This window comes from Mycobacterium sp. AT1, assembly GCF_002043095.1.
Lineage (GTDB): Bacteria > Actinomycetota > Actinomycetes > Mycobacteriales > Mycobacteriaceae > Mycobacterium.
This window is the reverse complement of sequence record NZ_MVOC01000027.1, coordinates 225,938-245,222: the sequence shown is the minus strand read 5'-3', so window position 1 is coordinate 245,222 and position 19,285 is coordinate 225,938. Positions and strand designations below refer to the sequence as shown.

General features: G+C 66.7%; 17 protein-coding genes and 1 riboswitch. Of the genes, 16 read left to right on the top strand and 1 reads right to left on the bottom strand.

Annotation, left to right across the window (positions count from 1 at the left end; all coding sequences use genetic code 11):
• Window positions 1-87: 87 nt before the first annotated feature.
• From B1790_RS13535 to B1790_RS13520, 4 genes are all read left to right on the top strand, one after another.
• Complete coding sequence (locus tag B1790_RS13535; protein ID WP_198951993.1) at window positions 88-891, top strand: DeoR/GlpR family DNA-binding transcription regulator; 804 nt, start codon at window positions 88-90, stop codon at window positions 889-891.
• 59 nt (window positions 892-950) lie between these two features.
• Window positions 951-1,146, top strand: a riboswitch (cobalamin riboswitch).
• Between the two features lie 98 nt (window positions 1,147-1,244).
• A complete protein-coding gene (locus B1790_RS13530; protein WP_369832344.1) occupies window positions 1,245-2,219 on the top strand; it encodes an ABC transporter substrate-binding protein in 975 nt (324 codons plus the stop codon).
• A 3-nt stretch (window positions 2,220-2,222) separates the two neighbouring features.
• Window positions 2,223-3,251, top strand: a complete 1,029-nt coding sequence (locus B1790_RS13525) for an iron ABC transporter permease (protein WP_079923688.1) — start codon at window positions 2,223-2,225, stop codon at window positions 3,249-3,251.
• Window positions 3,248-4,096 carry an ABC transporter ATP-binding protein gene (locus B1790_RS13520; protein WP_079923687.1) on the top strand — a complete coding sequence of 283 codons (849 nt, stop codon included), beginning with the start codon at window positions 3,248-3,250 and terminating at the stop codon, window positions 4,094-4,096. Before B1790_RS13525 ends, B1790_RS13520 begins: the two co-directional genes overlap by 4 nt.
• Window positions 4,097-4,155: 59 nt before the next feature.
• Here the strand turns inward: B1790_RS13520 and B1790_RS13515 are convergent, their stop codons facing one another.
• Entirely contained in the window at window positions 4,156-4,920 is a 765-nt protein-coding gene (locus tag B1790_RS13515; protein WP_079923686.1) for an IclR family transcriptional regulator, read from the bottom strand.
• A 156-nt stretch (window positions 4,921-5,076) separates the two neighbouring features.
• Between B1790_RS13515 and B1790_RS13510 the strand changes: the two genes are divergently transcribed.
• From B1790_RS13510 to B1790_RS13455, 12 genes are all read left to right on the top strand, one after another.
• On the top strand, window positions 5,077-6,567 hold the full coding sequence (locus B1790_RS13510) for a mannitol dehydrogenase family protein (RefSeq protein WP_233165096.1): 1,491 nt from the start codon (window positions 5,077-5,079) through the stop codon (window positions 6,565-6,567).
• Window positions 6,564-7,568 (top strand): zinc-binding dehydrogenase, encoded by a 1,005-nt coding sequence (locus B1790_RS13505; RefSeq protein WP_079923684.1) that lies wholly within the window; start codon window positions 6,564-6,566, stop codon window positions 7,566-7,568. The genes B1790_RS13510 and B1790_RS13505 overlap by 4 nt, the downstream gene beginning before the upstream one ends.
• Window positions 7,569-7,611: 43 nt before the next feature.
• The gene (locus B1790_RS13500) at window positions 7,612-9,009 is read left to right on the top strand and encodes an MFS transporter (protein WP_079923683.1); all 1,398 of its coding nucleotides are present in this window, start codon (window positions 7,612-7,614) and stop codon (window positions 9,007-9,009) included.
• Window positions 9,010-9,052: 43 nt separating this feature from the next.
• Window positions 9,053-10,294: a D-mannonate dehydratase ManD gene (manD, locus tag B1790_RS13495; RefSeq protein WP_079923682.1), complete on the top strand. Its 1,242-nt coding sequence runs from the start codon at window positions 9,053-9,055 to the stop codon at window positions 10,292-10,294.
• Window positions 10,284-10,937: a bifunctional 4-hydroxy-2-oxoglutarate aldolase/2-dehydro-3-deoxy-phosphogluconate aldolase gene (locus B1790_RS13490; protein WP_079923681.1), complete on the top strand. Its 654-nt coding sequence runs from the start codon at window positions 10,284-10,286 to the stop codon at window positions 10,935-10,937. The genes manD and B1790_RS13490 overlap by 11 nt, the downstream gene beginning before the upstream one ends.
• Entirely contained in the window at window positions 10,934-11,884 is a 951-nt protein-coding gene (locus B1790_RS13485; protein WP_233165095.1) for a sugar kinase, read from the top strand. Before B1790_RS13490 ends, B1790_RS13485 begins: the two co-directional genes overlap by 4 nt.
• Before the next feature lie 123 nt (window positions 11,885-12,007).
• Window positions 12,008-13,525: an aldehyde dehydrogenase gene (locus B1790_RS13480; protein WP_079923766.1), complete on the top strand. Its 1,518-nt coding sequence runs from the start codon at window positions 12,008-12,010 to the stop codon at window positions 13,523-13,525.
• A 332-nt stretch (window positions 13,526-13,857) separates the two neighbouring features.
• Entirely contained in the window at window positions 13,858-14,631 is a 774-nt protein-coding gene (locus tag B1790_RS13475; RefSeq protein WP_079923680.1) for an ABC transporter permease, read from the top strand.
• A gap of 13 nt (window positions 14,632-14,644) precedes the next feature.
• Entirely contained in the window at window positions 14,645-15,505 is an 861-nt protein-coding gene (locus B1790_RS13470) for an ABC transporter permease (RefSeq protein WP_079923679.1), read from the top strand.
• A gap of 3 nt (window positions 15,506-15,508) precedes the next feature.
• The gene (locus tag B1790_RS13465) at window positions 15,509-16,903 is read left to right on the top strand and encodes an MCE family protein (RefSeq protein ID WP_079923678.1); all 1,395 of its coding nucleotides are present in this window, start codon (window positions 15,509-15,511) and stop codon (window positions 16,901-16,903) included.
• Window positions 16,900-17,931, top strand: coding sequence for an MCE family protein (locus B1790_RS13460; protein ID WP_079923677.1), 1,032 nt, complete (start codon window positions 16,900-16,902; stop codon window positions 17,929-17,931). Before B1790_RS13465 ends, B1790_RS13460 begins: the two co-directional genes overlap by 4 nt.
• Window positions 17,932-17,936: 5 nt before the next feature.
• Window positions 17,937-19,283: an MCE family protein gene (locus B1790_RS13455; RefSeq protein ID WP_233165107.1), complete on the top strand. Its 1,347-nt coding sequence runs from the start codon at window positions 17,937-17,939 to the stop codon at window positions 19,281-19,283.
• The last annotated feature ends 2 nt before the right edge of the window (window positions 19,284-19,285 follow it).

Genomic DNA, 19,285 nt, shown 5'->3' with positions numbered 1-19,285 from the left:
ATATGGCAACATTCCGATGGTCGCCGTTAACATTGGCTCACGCCGATTCACACAAAGAAGTCAATGCCGAGCACAGGAGCGACGAACGTGACCGCAGGCCACAGCACGCCGCTGATCCCCGAACAGCGGCAGGCGAAGCTGTTGCAACTACTCCGTGACGAGGGAATCGTCGGAACGCGGATCCTGACCGACTACCTGGGTGTGTCCCACATGACGGTGCGCCGAGACATCGCCGCGCTGGAAGCGGAGGGACGCGTGGTCTCGGTCAAGGGAGGGGTCCGATTGGCGAGTGCCGGTCCCATCGGCGCGGAACCGCCGAGGGAGCGACTGTCCCGAGCGGTCCTCGAACTTCCTCGAAAGACCGCCATTGCCCGCTTCGCGGCGGGTGTGATCGCCGACGCCATGGTGATCTACCTGGACGCCGGGACGACGTGCCAAGCGCTCGTCCCGTTGCTGGCTGACAAGAAGGATCTCACCGTCGTCACGAACGACTTCCTGATCGCCACCAGCTTGTTCGACCTGCCCAACGTCGAGATCATTCACACGGGTGGCATCGTCGACCGCTCCAGCGGTTCCAGCAGCGGGCGTCTCGCGGCCAACACGCTCGGCGCGATCAACCTCGACCTGTTCTTCATGAGCACCGGAGCCTGGAGCATCTCGCGTGGCGTGAGTTCCTTCTCGCTGGACAAGGTCGAGCTCAAGACAGCAGCCATGGCCGCCAGCTCGGAGTGCATCCTGTTGGCCGACAGCACGAAATACGGCGCCAACGCCAAGTTCCACGTTGCCCCGCTTGCCAAGCTCGACATGATCGTCACCGACGACCAGCTTCCCGAGCGAACGAGCGGCCGGATCACCGACCTAGGCGTGGAGCTGCACACCGTCACCCCGTGACGTGACTTGCGCCGGCGAAGGCGTTCCGAGACGTGGCGCGGTCCTAGGGCCGACGCTGTGGCTAAGCTGTGGGCGCCAGTCACCTCCGTGAGGAGTAGGGAACCCGGTGAGAATCCGGGACTGACGCGCAGCGGTATGGGGATACGAGGCGGACCACTCGACAGTCGAGAGCCACTGGAAGCGACGCTTCCGGGAAGGCGGCCCGCGGAGGACGACCCCCGAGTCCGAAGACCTGCTGGCGCCTGCGGTCCTCCCCGCAGGCTACTCATCGGGTCTCGCTGACTGGACCCCTGATGCAAAGGCTCGTCATGCGCACATCTCGTCGTGCTTCGATAGCGGCTTCTCTTCTGGCGGTGGCACTGGCCGGCTGTAGTCCGGCCGCCGAACGACCATCCGCCGCAACGCAGACCGGCTATCCCGTCTCCCTCGACGACTGCGGTCGCACGGTGACGGTGGAGCGGCCCCCCGAACGGATCGTGTCCCTCAACCAGGGCAGCACCGAAATGCTGCTGTCCCTGGGCGTGGCCGACCGCGTGGTCGGGACCGCGGGCTGGACCGATCCGATCCTGCCGTCCTTGGAAGCCGCCAACGCCGGGGTCAAGCGGCTGGCAGACACCGCGCCGTCGTACGAAGCGGTGTTGAACGCCGAGCCCGACCTGGTCACGGCCTCGTTCCCGGACACGCTCGGCGCGGGCGGCGTCACCACTCCCGAGAACCTCGAGAAGCTGGGGGTGCCCTCCTACGTCTCGGCCGTCGAGTGCACGAAGGAGGCGGGCAGCTCGGACGGAGCGCGCTCCAGCACGTTGGAAATCGACGCCGTCTACCAGGAGATTCGCGACCTGGCAGCACTCGTCGGCCGTCGAGACCGGGGCGACGCGATCATCACCGACATGCAGGACCGCGTTGCGCGGCTGTCGGGGACCAAGACCGCCGACGGCACGACCGCAATGTACTGGTTCGCCAACGCCGAGTCGCCCTATCTGGCCGGTTGTTGCGGAGGGCCCGGCATCATCTCGCGCACCCTCGGTCTGACGAACGCATTCTCCGACGCCAGGGAGGACTGGCCCCAAATCGGCTGGGAGACCGTGGCGCAACGCAACCCCGACGTTCTGATCCTGGGCGACCTCACCCGCAAGAGTCAGACCGCCGAGAACGCCGCCGCGAAAATCGCGTTCCTGGAGTCGAATCCGGTGACCCGCGAGATGACGGCGGTCAAGAACAAGCGCTACATCGCGCTGGCTGGCGCCGAGCTCAACCCCAGCATCCGCATCGTCGACGCCATGGAAGCCGTGGCCGACGGACTGCGCAGACACGGTTTGACGCGCTGACCAATGGTGTCATTGCGTCGACGCGCGCCGCTTGCCGTCGTGTGGCCGGCCGGGGTGGTACTCCTCCTCGTCTCGGTCGCCGTGGCGACCACCATCGGACCGTCGGACCTCGGGCCCGCAGACGCCTATGCGGCGGTGCTGGAGCGGCTCGGCGGTCCGAGGTCGCAGCTGACGATGTTGCAGCAGAGCATCATCTGGGATCTTCGGTTGCCGCGTGCGCTGCTGGCGGCGGCGTGTGGCGCAGGCCTTGCGCTGTGCGGGGTGATCCTGCAGTCGCTGCTGAGGAACCCGCTGGCCGATCCGTTCATCCTCGGGGTGGCCTCCGGCGCGTCGACGGGAGCCGTGTCGATCGTCGTGCTCGGAATCGGCGCGGGGGCCATAGGACTGGCGGCCGGAGCCTTCGTGGGGGCGGTCGTGGCCTTCGGTCTGGTGCTGGTGCTCGCGGTGGCGGCGGGTACCGGCATGGACCGGATGATCTTGGCGGGAATCGCTGCCACCCAGTTGTTCTCGGCGCTCACGTCCTTCATCGTCTTCACCTCGGCAGACGCCGAGCAGACCAGAGGCGTGCTGTTCTGGTTGCTCGGGTCGCTCAGCAGCGCGTCATGGAGTGACGTGGCGCTGTGCGGTGCGGTGGTGGCATTCGGGGTGGTGGTCTGCTGGGCGTTCGCCTCGACGCTGGATGCCTTCCTCTTCGGCGAGGACGCGGCCGCCTCGCTGGGGGTGTCGGTGGCCAGGGCCAGGATGGTCCTGCTGGTGGTGACGGCGCTGGTGACCGCCGTCATCGTGTCCACCTCGGGCGCAATCGGTTTCGTCGGACTCGTCCTGCCGCATGCGGCACGGGCCGTGGTGGGGACACGGCACCGGGTGTTGGTGCCGACGGCGACGATCCTCGGGGCGATCTTCCTGGTCTGGGTGGACACCGCGGCTCGCCTGGTCATCGCCCCGCAGGAACTGCCGGTCGGGGTGGCGACGGCGATCGTCGGGGTGCCGGCGTTCGTGGTCATCCTGCTTCGGCGCAGGAGGGGCGCGTGAGTCTGACTGCCGATCGGGTCTCCTGGCGAGTCCGCGACAAGCTCGTCGTCGACGGCGTCGACGTCTCCGTCGCCACCGGCAGCACGGTCGGCCTCCTCGGGCCGAACGGCTCTGGCAAGTCGTCGCTGCTGAGGTTGTTGGCCGGGTTGCGCGCCACCTCGTCGGGCGTGGTCCGTCTCGACGACCTCGACGTCGCGGCCATCGGTCGCCGCCGACTCGCCCGTCGGCTCGCGGTGGTGGACCAGGATGCGGCCACCGATCAGGACCCGACGGTCCGTGACGTGGTGGACCTCGGGCGTCTCCCGCATCGGCCGGCGTGGGCGCCGATGTCGGCACGGGACCGAGATGTTGTCGAATCCGCCGCTGCCACAACGGGTGTCGCCGACCTGCTGGAGCGGCGGTACTCGACGCTGTCCGGCGGCGAACGACAGCGCGTGCAGATCGCCAGGGCACTGGCGCAGGAGCCGTCGGAGCTGCTGCTTGACGAGCCGACCAATCACCTCGACATCCGCCACCAGCTCGAGCTGCTGGAACTGGTGGCCGCGGCCGACACCACCACGGTGATGGCGCTGCACGACCTCAACCTGGCGGCGACCTACTGCCAGGAACTGGTGGTGCTCCGGGGTGGCCGCGTGCACGTGGCAGGACCGCCGGCTGCCGTCCTCACACCCGAGGTGATCGCCGAGGTGTACGAGGTGGAGGCGACGGTGGTGCTGGAGGACGGGCGCCCGAACATCAAGTTCGGCAGGCCGATTGGGCAGGCGGCACCCCGGTCAGGAACGGCCCGCGGCCGCCATGATGAGGGCCGCGACGGACCTGGGCTCGGTGATCGACGACAGGTGTGAGGTGTCGAGCTCAATGGTGTCGCGAATCGGCTGGGTAGTCGAGTCCCCGAGGCGCCGATTTAACCGACGGGCGCGAGCGAAAACCCAGGTGGCGCCGACACGTTGAGCACTTCCCGCAGACGGTGGCCGAGGCGGTCGAGCCGTTCGCCGTCCATTCTGCTGCTCGGCCCGGTGATGCTCACCGCGACGGGACGTCCGGTGGGTCGCCGCAGCGCCACGCCCACACAGCAGATGCCGGACTCGTTCTCCTCGCGCTCCATGGCAAAGCCGCTGAGACGCGCCTCGCCGACCGCTCGGCGGAACCTGTCGACCACCACGGGCTCCGCGTCGGCGGTGTACGCCGACAGCTGTGCGTCAGAGGCGCCCTCGCCGGCCACCATTGCCCGCCCGAGCGCGGTGGTGAGCACGCTGACCTGGCGGCCTACCCGAGACCACACGCGCATGGCCCTGTCGGGTTCCACCTTGTCCAGGTACAGGACGTCACGGCCCTCGAGGATTCCCAGGTGCACCAGTTCTTGGACCTCTTGGCAGATGGCGAGCAGCGTGGGGCGGAACAACGTGGGCAGGTTCTCTTCACGCTGGAACCGCTCGACCAAAAGTGCTGGGCGCGAACCCAATCGGTAGCGCTGATTGTCGCCCTGTTCGGCGAAGCCCCGGTGTTGCAGCGCCTGCAGGGTTCGGTGGGCGGAGGCCTTGTTGAGTCCGCTCGCCTCGACCACGTCGCGGAGCGCCATCCCCTCGGGACCGGCGTCGGCCAACAGTTCGACCAAGGCAAGGGCCTTGTCCACGCTGCCGACCGGAGACGGCGAGTCGCCGTTCGTCATCGCGTCCCCCTTCGTTCTGCGGCCGTACTCAAAGCTTGGCACACCCACATGGTGACGCTTGACACACCGAATGACCACGTGTCAGTGTGGTTCGCATAACGATACACGCGGTTCATAATACGGAACGCGAGTGATTGTGGGACCTGAAGGGGAATGATGCCGAGACTGTCTCGTCAGACCACGCCGTCCGGCGCGCTATTGGGCGCTTCGGCAGGCGACGCCACGGGGATGGTCCACCTGGGTCTCGGCAACTTTCACCGTGCCCACGCCGCTGTCTACACCGCCCAAGCCCTGGCCGCCGAGCCCGGGGAATGGGGGATCAGCGGCTTCGCCAATCGGTCCCACGACGTGGTGACGGCGATGCGTGCCCAGGACGGTCGCTACTCCGTCCTCGAACTTTCGGAGCAGGGCCGACGCGCCGCCGTCGTGGACGTCCACCGCGGCCTCGGCGTCCTCGCCGACGAACCCGATGCGTTCGTCGCCGCGGTTGCCGCCCCGGCCAACCGCATCCTGACGCTGACCGTCAGCGAGGTCGGTTACTGCCGCTCCCCGCGCAACGGCCGCCTCGACGTCGACGACGACGACGTCCGCGCCGATCTCGCCGACCCCGCCAACCCCCGCAGCACTATCGGACTCGTCGCCCGCGGCCTCGCCGTCCGCGCCGCGAACGGCGCCCCGATGACCGTTCTGTCGTGCGACAACCTGCAGTCGAACGGACACGTCACCCGCGCCGTCGTCACCGAGTTCCTACACGCGAGCTCCGCTCCCGGGGACGTGCTGACCTTCGTGCGCGATCACGTCACGTTCCCCAACTCGATGGTCGACCGCATCGTGCCCTCGACGACGAGCGGCACCGTCACCGACGTCGCCGAGTTGCTCGGCGTCGACGACCGTTGCCCCGTGCCCGCCGAGGAATTCACCATGTGGGTGCTCGAGGACGACTTCGCCGCCGGCCGACCTGCCTGGGATCGCGCCGGAGCGATCATCAGCGACGAGGTCGAAGCCTACGAACTCGTCAAGCTCCGGCTGCTCAACGGTTCGCACTCCCTGATCGCCTACCTCGGAATCCTCGACGGGCGCGGCACCATCGCCGACGCGTGGGCGCAGCCGTTCGTTCGCGACGCCGTCCGGGCGTGCATCACGCACGAGTACCTGCCGACCATCACCCTGCCGAGGGACTTCGACGTCGACGCCTACGTCGACTCGCTGTCACACCGGTGGGCCAACTCCGCACTGGGGCACCGGACGTCACAGGTCGGCACCGACGGTTCGGTCAAACTGCTGCAGCGCGTCCCGCAACCCGCATTGATTGCCTTGCGCGACGGGCAGATTCCCCATCTGCTGGCGCTGACCGTGGCCGGCTGGATCGTGTCGGTCGCGCCGCCTGCCGGCGTCGACGCCGGCCCCTACGCCGGCGAGATCCGTGAACCCGCGCGAGAAAGGCTCGCCGAGGTGACACGTGGGGCGGCTGGCCCCCGCGAGCACGCGATGGCGGTGCTGCGTGGCGGATTCCTGCCCGACGACCTCGTCGCACACGACGCGTTCGCCGACCGGGTCGCCGACCTCGTCGCACTCATCGCCCGCAGCGGCATTCGCGTCGCGGCGCGGGATGCCGTCGACGCGGTCGACAACAGGAGAGTGTCATGAAAGCGCTTGCAATCCACGGCAAAGAGGACATCCGGTGGGAGGATCGCTCCCAGCCGGAGCCGGCCGACGGTGAGGTCCGGCTGCGCGTCGGCTACGTCGGCATCTGCGGATCGGATCTGCACTACTACTTCCACGGGGCCAACGGGGAGAACGTCGTTCGTGAACCCTTCACGCCAGGGCACGAGTTGTCGGCGGTCGTCGACTTCGACCCGTCCGGACGATACCCGGCAGGTGCACCGGTAACCGTTCACCCGGCGCGTTACGGAGCGCCGGTGGCCGGCCTTCAAGAGCGCCCGCATCTGCGGCCCGGGGGCGACTACCTCGGCAGCGCAGCCACTTTCCCGCACCGCCAGGGCGGGGCCGCCGAACTGCTGATCGTCGAAGACCACATGATCCGGCCGTTGCCCACCGGCCTGCCCCTTTTGCGGGCGGCACTGGCCGAGCCGCTCGCCGTCGCGCTGCATGCCGTCAATCTGGCCCCGGCGCTGGCCGGTCGTCGCGTTCTGGTGATCGGCGCCGGCCCGATTGGCCTGCTCGTCGTCGCCGCCGCGGCCGAAGCCGGAGCGGCCGACATCGGCGTCACCGATCTGCGCGCAGAGCCGCTCGAACGCGCAGTCGCCCTTGGCGCCAACGAAACCGCACTCGTCGGCCGCGACGTCGTCGAGAACGAGTCCTACGACGTCGTCTTCGAATGCTCTGGAGTCGGCGTCTCGGTCACCCAGGCGGTGCGGGCCGTCCGGCGCGCCGGCACCGTCGTGCAGGTCGGGATGCTGCCGAATGCCGAGATCGGCGTCAACCTGTCACCGATGCTGGCCAAGGAGGTGAGCCTGATCGGCGCCTTCCGATTCTCCACCGAGATCGACGACGCGATCGCACTGCTCGCCGCCTCCGACCGCTTCGACGCGGTGATCTCTCACGTGATCCCGGCGGCCGACGCCGTGAACGCCTTCGCCGTGGCCCGCGACGCCTCGGCGTCGGCCAAGGTCATGCTCCAACTCTGAAATCCCATCCACTGCACCGTTGCAACCACCCCGAGGAACGACGATGACCACAGCACAAACCCCCGAACCGCGCGCGGACGAACATCCGCCGGTCGCCCAACGCAGCACCGCCGACCTGGTCCGGGCAGCCGTCTCCGGATGGTTGGGCACCGCACTGGAGTTCATGGACTTCCAGCTCTACTCACTGGCCGCGGCATTGGTGTTCAGCCAGCTGTTCTTCTCCGGTGAGAGTGCCGGGATGGCCGTGGTCCTGTCGATGGCCACCTACGGAGTCGGGTACATCGCCCGGCCCCTTGGCGCCATCTTCTTCGGTCGGCTCGGTGACCGCATCGGCCGGCGAAAGGTGTTGTTCTACACCATTCTTCTGATGGGCGCGGCCACCACGTTGATCGGTGTCCTGCCGACCTATCAGCAAGTGGGTGTGCTGGCACCCATCCTGCTGGTGGCGCTGCGACTGCTGCAGGGCTTCGGAGCAGGCGCCGAGATCAGCGGTGCAGGCGTGATGCTCGCCGAGTACGCACCCGTCAAGCGGCGCGGTTTCGTCGCCTCCCTGGTGGGCCTCGGCACCAACTGCGGAACGCTGTTCGCCTCGGGCATCTGGGCGATCCTGCTTGGCGTCATGGTCGAAAGCGACGTCATCGCGTGGGGCTGGCGGATCCCGTTCATCGCCAGCGCCATCGTCATGGTGTTCGCGGTCTGGGTGCGGTTGAACCTCAAGGAAAGCCCCGTCTTCGAAGAACGCGAGGACGTCGTCGACGGGCGGGCCATGTCCCGCGGGGAGATCCTGGCCCAAGCCGGGCAGGTCGAGACCCGCACCGTGGAAGCGTTGCAGCGCAAGCCGGTCAAGGCCGTCGCCGTGGCGTTCTTCCTCCGATTCGGCCAAGCCGGCAACTCCGGGCTGATCCAGACCTACCTCATCTCGTTCATGACCCTGACGTTGGCACTGCAGAAGAGCCTCAGCGCCAACGTCGTCATCGTGTCCTCGCTCATCGGATTCCTCACCATCCCGCTGATCGGTTTCCTCGGAGACAAGTTCGGCCGCCGCAGGATGTACATCATCGTCATGTCCTCGGCCCTCGTCGTCGTCGTTCCCGCCATGATGGCGATCGACTCGAAGAACCTGCTGTGGGTGTTCGTCGGCTACGTCGTGCTCCACAACGTCGCCGTGCTCAGCCCGGCCTCGCTGGAGAACGTGTCGATCCCGGAGATCTTCGGCTCCCGCAACCGCTACACCCTCACCGCCGTGGTCCGTGAGATCGCCGCGGTGATCGCCACCGGTATCGGACCCGTCCTCGTCGCCGCCTGGGTGGCCGCCACGACGGGCAGCCCCATCCCGATCATGGTGATGCTGGTGCTGTACTCGCTCTCGGCACTGATCGTCGCGGTGTGGGCCAAGGACTGGACCGGGCGCGACCTCACCGACCCGCTACCCGCGATGTGACGGAGTCGAGTCGAATAGCCTACCGCCGCAACGAAAGAGATTCATGACCATCCAGAGCATCGACGTCAACGTCTGCAGTCCGGGCCGCAACTTCGTCACCCTCAAGATCGTCACCAGTGACGGTGTGGTCGGGTGGGGGGACGCCACGCTCAACGGGCGCGAGCTGTCCGTGGCGGCATACCTGTCCGAGCACCTGGTCTCCACGCTGATCGGTCGCGACGAAGATCGCATCGAGGACACCTGGCAGTACCTCTACCGCGGGGCGTACTGGCGTCGCGGGCCGGTCACGATGGCCGCCATCGCGGCGGTCGACATGGCGCTGTGGGACATCAAGGCCAAGAAGGCCGGGATGCCGCTCTACCAGCTGCTCGGCGGCGCCAGCCGCGACCACGTTCGGGTGTACTGCCATGCGTCGGGCGGCGACTACCCGGCGCTCAAGGATGCGATCAGCGGCTATCTCGACGCTGGCTACACCGCGGTGCGCGTGCAAACCGGCGTACCTGGCCTCGGCCAGATCTACGGGGTGTCCACCACCAAGGCGGGCGGCAGATACGACTACGAACCGGCCCATCGTGCCGCGGACGGAAGCGCGGCAACCGCACCGATCGAGGAGGTGTGGGACACCCGCGCGTACCTGTCCCACATGCCCTCGGTGTTCGGTCGGATCCGGGAGGACTTCGGCACCGGTGTCCGGATACTGCACGACGGGCACCACAGGATGACGCCCATCGAGGCCGCGAGGTTCGCCAAAGACGTTGAGCCCTATGACCTCTTCTGGCTGGAGGACTGCACACCCGGCGAGGATCAGGCGGCGCTGCGATTGGTGCGCCAGCACTCCACCACTCCGCTGGCCATCGGCGAAGTCTTCAACTCGGTGTATGACTACCAAACCCTCATCACCGAGCGGCTGATCGACTACGTGCGCTCGGCGGTCACCCATACCGGCGGCATCACAGCGATGAAGAAGCTGCTGGACTTCGCGGGCGTCTACGGCATCAAGTCGGGGATGCACGGGCCGACGGACGTGTCCCCGGTCGGGATGGCGGCGGCGCTGCACCTCGACATGGCGATCCACAACTTCGGCATCCAGGAGTACATGCCGCACAGTGAGGTCACCCTAGGCGTGTTCCGCACGTCGTACACCTTCGATCGCGGCTTTCTGCATCCCGGCGACGCACCAGGCCTTGGTGTCGAACTCGACGAAGAGGCCGCCTCGGCCTTTGAGTACACGGCGGCGTACCTGCCGGTGAATCGACTGCAGGACGGCACCGTTCATGACTGGTGACACGCCGACTCGACTCCAGATCCCCGCCCGCACCGCGGCAGCCAAGCTCATCGTGGTGGTGCGGGCGCCGGAGGCGGCCGACTACGACAGGGTGCTCGACGTGTTGGTCGAGGCCGGAATCCGCAGCGTCGAGCTCACTCTCACCACACCGGGCACCCTGGAGCGGCTACCGGAGCTGCTGGCACGGTACGGCGACGAGGCCGACGTCGGCGTCGGCACGGTGGTCGACTGCGAGCAGTTGGACGCTGCCGTCCGAGCTGGGGCGCACTACCTCGTCACCCCCGTCGCGGACCCGGAAATCGTCGCCGCGTCGGCCGTCGCCGGAATCCCGATCGTGCCCGGCGGCCTGACCCCGACCGAACTATTCGGCGCCTGGCGCGGCGGCGCCGCCGCCGTGAAGATCTTCCCGGCCAACGTGGTTGGCCCCGGCTACCTGAAGGATCTGCGTGGGCCGTTTCCCGGCATCGCAGCGGTTCCCTCCGGCGGGGTGGATCTGGCCGGCGCCGCGGCGTGGCTGACGGCCGGTGCCGCTGCGGTCAGCGTCGGCGGACCGTTGCTCGGTGACGCGCTGCGAGGCGGTGACCTGGCTGCCCTTCGCGACCGGACGGCGGAGTTCGTGGCCGTCTGCGGGCAGGCGTCGTGACGGCCCGGATCGTCACCGTCGGAGAGACCATGGCGTTGTTGCGCACTCGGGACATCGGCTCGCTGCGGCACGTGTCGGAAATGGTCCTCGGCATCGGCGGGGCCGAGAGCAACGTGGCAATTGGACTGCGCCGCTTGGGGGTCGACGTCGGGTGGCTCGGTCGAGTTGGTGACGACGCCCTCGGGGAACGCGTCACCCGCGAGATTCGCGCCGAGGGGGTGGAGGTCGTCGGGATCGTCGACGCTGACGCCCCGACCGGATTGATGCTCAAGGAGCGGCCGTCACCGAGTTCGACGGCGGTGTTCTACTACCGCGCCGGATCGGCCGGTTCGCGGTTGCGGCCGGAGGACGTCCCAGCCGACTGGATCGAGAACGCCGAACTTCTGCACGTCACCGGCATCACCGCGCTGCTGTCCGAGAGCGCGCGAGAATGCCTGCTGGACAGCGTGAATCGCGCGCGGACCGCTGGTGTTCGGGTCAGCTTCGACGTGAACTACCGGTCGACGTTGGCGCCGACCGACGTCGCGGGCCCGTTGCTGCGCACGATCGCCGAGAGCGCCGACATCGTCTTCGGTGGCGCCGACGAACTGCGGTTGCTGTTCCCGGAGGGCGACGCCACCGAGGCCGCCGGCCGGCTGGTCCGCGGCGGATGTCGTGAAGTGGTGGTGAAGCACGGGGCCGACGGAGCTGTCGTGCATTCGTCGGGCGCCGTCGTGGAAGGCCCAGGCTTCTCGGTCGACGTGGTCGACACCGTCGGCGCGGGAGACGCGTTCGTGGCGGGATACCTGAGCGCGTTGTTGGAGAAGCTCGACGTTCCCGAACGCCTGCACCGGGCGAACGCCTGCGGTGCGATGTTGTGCATGACCCCCGGGGACTGGGAGTCGACTCCGACGCTGAGTGACGTGGAGCGGTTCTGCCAACCGGGCGCCGATCCCGTGTTGCGATAGCGCGGGAACTGGGTCCCCCTCTCCGAGAGGGCTACCCGAACATCTCCTTCGGGCGATGGTCCCGCCAGGGGAATGCGGCTTGACTCGGGTGACCGAGTCGAAGGAGTGGCCGTGGCAATCGAGATGGCAGCGGACGTCAAGCACTACACAATGTTCGTCAACGGCGTACACGTTGACTCCGACGAGTTCGACGAGATCCGCGACCCCGCTACGGCGGCGCTCACCGCCACGATCGCGCGCGGCGGAGTCGAGCATGTGGACCAGGCCGTAGCCGCGGCGCGGGCGGCATTCGAGTCGGGATCGTGGTCACGGATGGAACCGGTCGATCGGGCGGCGGTGATGACCAGGATCGCCGACCGGATCGGCGAGGAGTTCGAGGAACTCGTCGAACTCGAAATCCACGCCAACGGCGCGACGGTGCGTCAGGCCACCGGATTCCACGTCGGCTACGCGGCGTCGCACTTTCTTTACTTCGCGGAGCAGGCTGCCACCTACCAGTGGCAGCGGCAGGTGTCGACTCAGGCGTATCCCACGATGTCGACCAACGTGATCCGGCGCGAGCCGCTTGGCGTCTGCGCCGCCATCGTGCCGTGGAACTTCCCGCTGCTGCTGGGCATTTGGAAGATCGGACCCGCGCTCGCGGCGGGCAACTCCGTCGTCGTCAAACCGGATGAGAAGACACCGCTGACACTGCTCCGGCTATGCGAGATCGCCCGTGAGTGTGGAGTGCCCGACGGTGTCATCAACCTGGTCACCGGCCCCGGCCCGACGGTCGGCGCGCGCCTTGCCGAGCACCCCGACGTCGACAAGGTGGCCTTCACGGGTTCGACACCGGTCGGGCGGGAAATCATGCGCCTCGCTTCGGCGACGGTCAAGAAGGTGTCGCTGGAGCTGGGCGGCAAGGGCGCCCAGATACTCCTCGACGACGCCGATCTCGACGTCGCGGTCGACGGAGCCCTATTCGGTTGCATGCTGTACTCGGGCCAAATATGTGAATCCGGGACGCGATTGCTGGTACCCGACGACATGTACGACCTCGTCGTCGACCGCCTTGTCGACCGTGCGTCGTCGCTCAAGGTCGGCGCGACCACCGACTTCGACACCGACGTCGGCCCGGTGATTTCGGCGAAGCAACGCGACCGCGTGCTGAGCTTCTTGGACGGTGCACGACGGGACGGCGCCAAGATCGTTTTGGGAGGCGGGGTTCCCGGCGGCGAGGCGTTCGCCAAGGGGTACTGGATCGAACCGACGATCGTCACAGAGGTCGGCAACGACATGGAAATCGCGCGCGAGGAGATCTTCGGGCCCGTTCTGTGCGTTCTGCGATATACCGATGTCGCCGATGCCATCAGGCAGGCCAACGACTCTCAGTATGGGCTCAGCGCCGGCGTGTGGAGTACCGACTACGAGCGCGCAGTGGAGGTCGCAGATCGCCTGCGGGCGGGCACCGTGTGGATCAACAACTGGCACCAGATCGACCCCGCATTGCCGTTTGGTGGATACAAGCAAAGTGGACTGGGCCGTGAACTCGGGGAGCACGCACTCGACGAGTACACCGAGACCAAGCACGTCCACATCGACTTGACCCACAAGGTCGAGCGCCACATCTTCGATGCTCTGCTCTCCACGCCTCGCCACTAGGTGCTCAGCCGCCCGCCGCGTCGCGGAGATCGTCGTGGCAACTTCTCGTCGACGTCAGGCGAGTGCCGCCCTGCCGCCGAATCCTCTTGTACACCATAGGCATGAACGTCAATTTGATTGCCCCGGATGGGATAGCCGGATATCCCCTTCGGGGGTTGCCGCCCGTGCGGTAGCCGATGGTTGAATGTGTCAGCGGTCACGAAATGACCTCACCTGTCAGCTAAGTCATAGCTGGCAAGGCATGACGAGTGACAGTGAATGACCGACTCGAACACGGGAGAACACGTGACGCTTGCCCTTAGCCGATCGACCACCGACGCGGCGAGATCGTCATGTTGCTGACCGCCGCCCCGGTGATGAAGCCGGTCCGCGCGTTGGGCGGGTTCTTCGGAATGGTCCTGGACGTCGTCGTGGGCATCTTCACCACGCCGTTGGCGTGGCGGGAGTACCTGGACCAGTCGTGGTTCGTTGCCAGAGTGTCGGTGCTGCCCGCCGTCCTGATGATCATTCCGTACGCGGTCATCAACACCTTCATCTTCAACATTCTGCTGAGCGAGTTCGGCGCCGCCGACTTCTCGGGCGCGGGAGCCGCGTTCTTCAACGTCAACCAGATCGGCCCTCTGGTAACGGTGTTGGTGACCGCGGGGGCCAGCGCCACCGCGATGTGCGCCGACCTCGGAGCGCGTACGATCCGTGAAGAGCTCGACGCGCAACGGGTCATGGGCATCGATCCGATCCAGGCGCTGGTGATTCCCCGCGTACTGGCGGCGACGACGGTCTCCGTCGCACTCATGGGTCTCGTGGTCTTGGTCGGCATGCTCGCGTCATTCTTCTTCTGTGTCTTCGCTCTTCACGTGTCGGCAGGCGCCTTCATCGACGGCATGACCGTGGTGACCGGTGTCGGCGACGTGATCGTCTCGGTCATCAAGGCGTTCTTGTTCGGGCTCGGATCGGGATTAATCGCCTGCTACAAGGGGATCTCGGTGGGCGGTGGCCCGGCCGGCGTCGGCAACGCGGTCAACGAGACCGTCGTCTTCTCCTTCATGGTGCTGTTCACCGTGAACATCATCGTCACCGCCGTCGGTGTCCAATTCACGCTGCAATGAGACGAGACGCGAAATGACACACCTTGCCGCCAGCCCCTCCGGGCGTTCGCCGCGCTTGGCACGCACACTCAAGAAGCTCCTCGCCGAATGGGACCGCGTTGGTGAGCAAACCCGCTTCTACTTCATGACGCTCGCCCGCATTCCGGACGTGCTGGTGAACTACCGCCCCGAACTGCTGCGGCTGATCGCCCAAATGGGCTTGGGCTCAGGCGCTCTGGCCGCGGTCGGCGGCACCGTCGTCATCGTGGGGTTCATGACGATGACCACCGGAGCGGTGGTGGCCGCCCAGGGCTACACGCAGTTTCAATCCGTCGGCGTCGACGCGTTCACCGGTTTTGCGTCGGCGTTCTTCATCCCAAGGCTGATCGTTCCCGGGACCGCGCAGGTCACGCTGACCGCCACCGTAGGGGCTGGCGCCACCGCGCAGATGGGCGCGATGAAGATCAACGAAGAGGTCGACGCGCTCGAAGTGATGGGGATCCGAAGCGTGACGTATCTGGCGGCGACACGCGTGCTCGCCGGGACGATCGTGGTGATCCCGCTGTACGCGGTGGCGTTGATGACCGGGTTCCTCGCCGCGCGTTACGGCACCACGTTCATCTACGGGCAGGCGACGGGTGTCTACGACCACTACTTCAACACCTTCCTGAACACGAGCGATCTGGTGTGGTCCTTCGCTCAGACCATCGTGATGATCGTTGTGGTCATGCTGATTTGCACGTACTACGGCTACACGGCCAGCGGCGGTCCCGCCGGCGTCGGAGAGGCTGTCGGGCGCGCCGTACGCGCCTCCATGGTGGTGGGCGCCATCGTGCTGATGGCCGTGACCCTGGCCGTGTACGGGCAGTCCGGCAACTTTCACCTGGCTGGGTGACTCGTGAATACCGTTATCGGACAACGACGCATCTCGACGAGATGGTGGCCACTGATCCTGCTACTCGCCGTCGCGGCCCTGGTGTTCGGCACTGCGGGTGCTTTCCAAGGCACCTTCCGTTCGGTCGTTCCGGTCACGTTGAATGCCGAGCGTTCCGGATTGGTGCTCGAGACCGGTGCCAAGGTAAAGCTGCGCGGGGTCGAGGTGGGTCGCGTCGGGAAGATCGGCGCAGGCGATCAGGGCGGCGCGCAGATGAAGCTGGACATCGACTCCGATCAGATCCGCTACATACCGGCCAACGTTCAAGCCAAGATCGCCATCACCACCGTCTTCGGTGCGAAGTTCGTCGATCTCTCCTACCCGAAGGAGCCAACCGCCAAGCGGCTTTCCGCGGGAGCCGTGCTGAACGCGACCAACGTCACGACCGAAGTCAACACCGTCTTCGAGAACCTCACTGATCTGCTCAAGATGGTCGATCCGGTCAAGTTGAACGCCGTGCTCACCGCCGTCGCCGACGCGGTACGCGGCCGGGGTGAGCGCATCGGTCAGGCCGCAACGGATCTCAACGAGGTGTTGACCGCGCTCAACGGACGCAGCGATGTGATCCGTTCGGACGTCAACGCGTTGAAGGACGCGAGTGACACCTACACCGTGGCCGCGCGGGACATCGTGTCGATACTGGACGCAGCCAGTACGACGAGTTCCACGGTGGTCGACAATGCGAGCGCGCTGGACGGTCTGCTACTGAGTGCCGTCGGTTTCGCGCAAGACGCAACGACTCTCGTTGGCGCGAGCAAGGACAGCTTCGTCGCGGCCGTCAACAGTCTCGAGCCGACGACGGAACTCCTCGAGATGTACAGCCCGACCTTCACGTGCACACTCCAGGGCGCGCAGTGGACAATCGACAACGGAAAGGACGTCTTCGGGGGTGACGGTCGAACTTTCGTCGTCGACGTCGCCCTGTTGCCGGGCAACGATCCCTACCAGTTCCCCGACAACCTGCCGGTCGTGGCGGCGAAGGGGGGACCCGGTGGGCGGCCGGGATGTGGATCGCTGCCGGATGCGACGAAGAACTTTCCCGTGCGACAACTGATCACCAACACGGGTTGGGGTACGGGTCTCGACATTCGACCAAACCCGGGCCTGGGTCAGCCGTGCTACGCGAACTACCTCCCGGTCACCCGCGCGGTGCCGGAGCCGCCGAGCATCCGTAAATGCCTGCCCGGTCCAGCGCCGGGACCGCAGCCCTACCCGGGGGCCCCGCCGTACGGCGCTGCGCTGTATGGGCCTGGCGGTGTGCCGCTCTGGCCGGGACTGCCGCCAGCAGGCGCGGCCGCTGCCGATCAACCCGCCGCCGTGCCGCCCGACTCCGCACCACAGGAAGCAGGAACGCCATGACCAAGAACCTTCGAGGTGTCAGCTGGCGCCTCGGGATCTTCATGACGGTCTGTGCGTTGGCCCTCGGCGCGACCGTGGTGGTGTTCTCGCAGTTTCGATCCGGTGGTGACGCGACTGATTATGCCGCCCAGTTCACCAACGTCTCGGGCCTTCGGGAAGGGGACATGGTTCGTATTGCCGGTGTCGAGGTGGGCAAGGTGGGCGACATCGTCGTCAACCGCGACGCAACCGTGCGTGTCAGCTTCACCGCTGACCACCAAGCGGTCCTGACGCAGGGAACTCAGGCCGAGGTGCGGTATGACGACTTGATCGGTGGTCGCTACTTGGCGTTGGTCGAAAACGCCGGGGACCCAAGGGTCTTGACGCCGGGAGAGACGATTCCGGTGGGCCGGACACGACCCGCCCTCGACCTGGACTCGGTGACCGGAGGCTTCCGTCCGTTGTTTCGGGCGCTGAACCCGCAACAGGTCAACGATCTCAGCGGCGAGTTGATCGGCGCCTTTCAGGGTGAGGGGCCGACGATTGCGTCGTTCCTCAGCCAGGCCGCGGCCGTCACCAACACGTTGGCCGACCGCGACGTCCTCATCGGCCAGGTGGTCGACAACCTTGGCAGGGTCATGGGTTCCCTTGGCGGTCAGACTGATCAGCTCGACAAGGCGGTGACCAACCTGGCTGATCTGATCCACGGGTTGGCCGAGCGAAAGACCGACATAACCAACGCCGTGGCAGCAACGAGTGCGGCCACCGACACGATCGCCGACCTCCTCGCCGAGACGAGGGCCCCCATCCACCGGGTGGTCACGGAGTCGGATCGTGTCGCGGGCAACGTGTTGCTGGACCACGAGTACTTCGACCAAATCCTCAACACGCTGCCGGACAAGTATCAGATGCTCAACAGGCAGGGAATCTACGGCGACTACTTCAGCTTCTACTTCTGCGACGTGGTGCTGAAGCTGAACGGCAAGGGTGGCCAGCCCGTGTTCGTCAAGGTCGCGGGTCAAAGCACGGGGCGGTGTGCGCCGAAATGAAGATCATCGAGTCGATCTCGCAACGAAACCCGGCGACTCTGGGCCTCGGCGGAATTCTCGTCGTGATCCTGATCGTCGCCGCGGCACTGGGGAATCAGATGTTGCCGTTCGTCAACCAGAACAAGGCCTACTCCGCCTACTTCGTCGACGCCGGGGGCCTGTTCGACGGTGCGATAGTGCAAGTGTCGGGTTACCCCGTTGGAAAGGTCTCGTCGATCGAGCTCGAGGGACCGGGTGTGCTGGTCACCTTCGACGTCCCGGACGACATCCACATGGGCGACCGAACCGAGGCGGCAATCAGGACCAAGGGTCTTCTTGGCACCAAGGAACTCGACGTGACACCGCACGGAGACGGTGACCTCAACGGCGCAATTCCGATGGAGCGCACGACGTCCCCGTACCAACTTCCGGACGCTCTCGGCGAGCTGGCCACCACGATCAGCGGTCTGAATACCAACCAGCTGTCCGACTCGCTGGCCACCATGGCGCAGACCTTCGCCGACACCCCGCCACAGCTGCGTGACGCCGTGTCCGGTGTGGCGCGGTTCGCGGACACGCTGAACAACCGGGATCAGCAACTGCGCAGCCTGCTCGACAACGCGGCGAAGGCCACCGGGGTACTCGCACGTCGTACCGACCGAATCGTCGGTCTCATCCAAGACACGAACGCGCTACTGGTGCAACTGCGTTCGCAGAGCGCGGCGCTGGACGGCCTGGCTGGCAACATCTCCGCAGTCTCCACGCAGTTGAAGGCGTTCATCGCCGACAACCGCAAGGAGATGAAGCCCGCGCTGGACAAACTCAACGGCGTCTTGGCCATCGTCGACGCTCGCAAGGAGCGAATCCAGAAGGCGCTCAAGGGTTTGAGCACCTATTCGATGTCACTGGGTGAATCGTTGGGTTCGGGACCGTTCTTCAAGGCATACGTCGTCAACTTGTTACCTGGGCAGTTCGTCCAACCGTTCGTGGATGCGGCGTTCTCCGATCTCGGCGTGGATCCGTCCACCCTTCCGCCGTCGGAGCTCAACGATCCGCAGGTCGGTCAGCCCGCCACCCCGCCGCTGCCCGTGCCGTACCCGCGAACTGGCCAGGGCGGCGATCCTCGCCTCACTCTGCCCGACGCGATCACCGGCAATCCTGGCGACCCAGGGTGCGGACCGCCCGGCGTTCCGCTTCCTGGCCCCACCGGGTGCTATCCATACCGGGATCCGCCCCCGGCACCGGCCCCCGGCGGACCGCCGCCAGGACCGCCCGCCCCAGACCCCGCCGGTGGCCAGTCCGCACCGGAGCCCACGCCGTCACCCGTGTTCGTGCCGGCGCCCGGCGAACCGACTGCAGGAGGCCAACCGTGAAG

What these genes read in the sequence shown, in the direction of transcription:
- B1790_RS13460 (WP_079923677.1), top strand. Translation starts at nt 16,900, where the DNA reads ATGACCAAGAACCTTCGAGGTGTCAGCTGGCGCCTCGGGATCTTCATG.
- B1790_RS13490 (WP_079923681.1), top strand. Translation starts at nt 10,284, where the DNA reads ATGACTGGTGACACGCCGACTCGACTCCAGATCCCCGCCCGCACCGCG.
- B1790_RS13480 (WP_079923766.1), top strand. Translation starts at nt 12,008, where the DNA reads ATGGCAGCGGACGTCAAGCACTACACAATGTTCGTCAACGGCGTACAC.
- B1790_RS13510 (WP_233165096.1), top strand. Translation starts at nt 5,077, where the DNA reads ATGCCGAGACTGTCTCGTCAGACCACGCCGTCCGGCGCGCTATTGGGC.
- B1790_RS13475 (WP_079923680.1), top strand. Translation starts at nt 13,858, where the DNA reads ATGTTGCTGACCGCCGCCCCGGTGATGAAGCCGGTCCGCGCGTTGGGC.
- B1790_RS13505 (WP_079923684.1), top strand. Translation starts at nt 6,564, where the DNA reads ATGAAAGCGCTTGCAATCCACGGCAAAGAGGACATCCGGTGGGAGGAT.
- B1790_RS13500 (WP_079923683.1), top strand. Translation starts at nt 7,612, where the DNA reads ATGACCACAGCACAAACCCCCGAACCGCGCGCGGACGAACATCCGCCG.
- manD (WP_079923682.1), top strand. Translation starts at nt 9,053, where the DNA reads ATGACCATCCAGAGCATCGACGTCAACGTCTGCAGTCCGGGCCGCAAC.
- B1790_RS13470 (WP_079923679.1), top strand. Translation starts at nt 14,645, where the DNA reads ATGACACACCTTGCCGCCAGCCCCTCCGGGCGTTCGCCGCGCTTGGCA.
- B1790_RS13525 (WP_079923688.1), top strand. Translation starts at nt 2,223, where the DNA reads ATGGTGTCATTGCGTCGACGCGCGCCGCTTGCCGTCGTGTGGCCGGCC.
- B1790_RS13515 (WP_079923686.1), bottom strand. Translation starts at nt 4,920, where the DNA reads ATGACGAACGGCGACTCGCCGTCTCCGGTCGGCAGCGTGGACAAGGCC.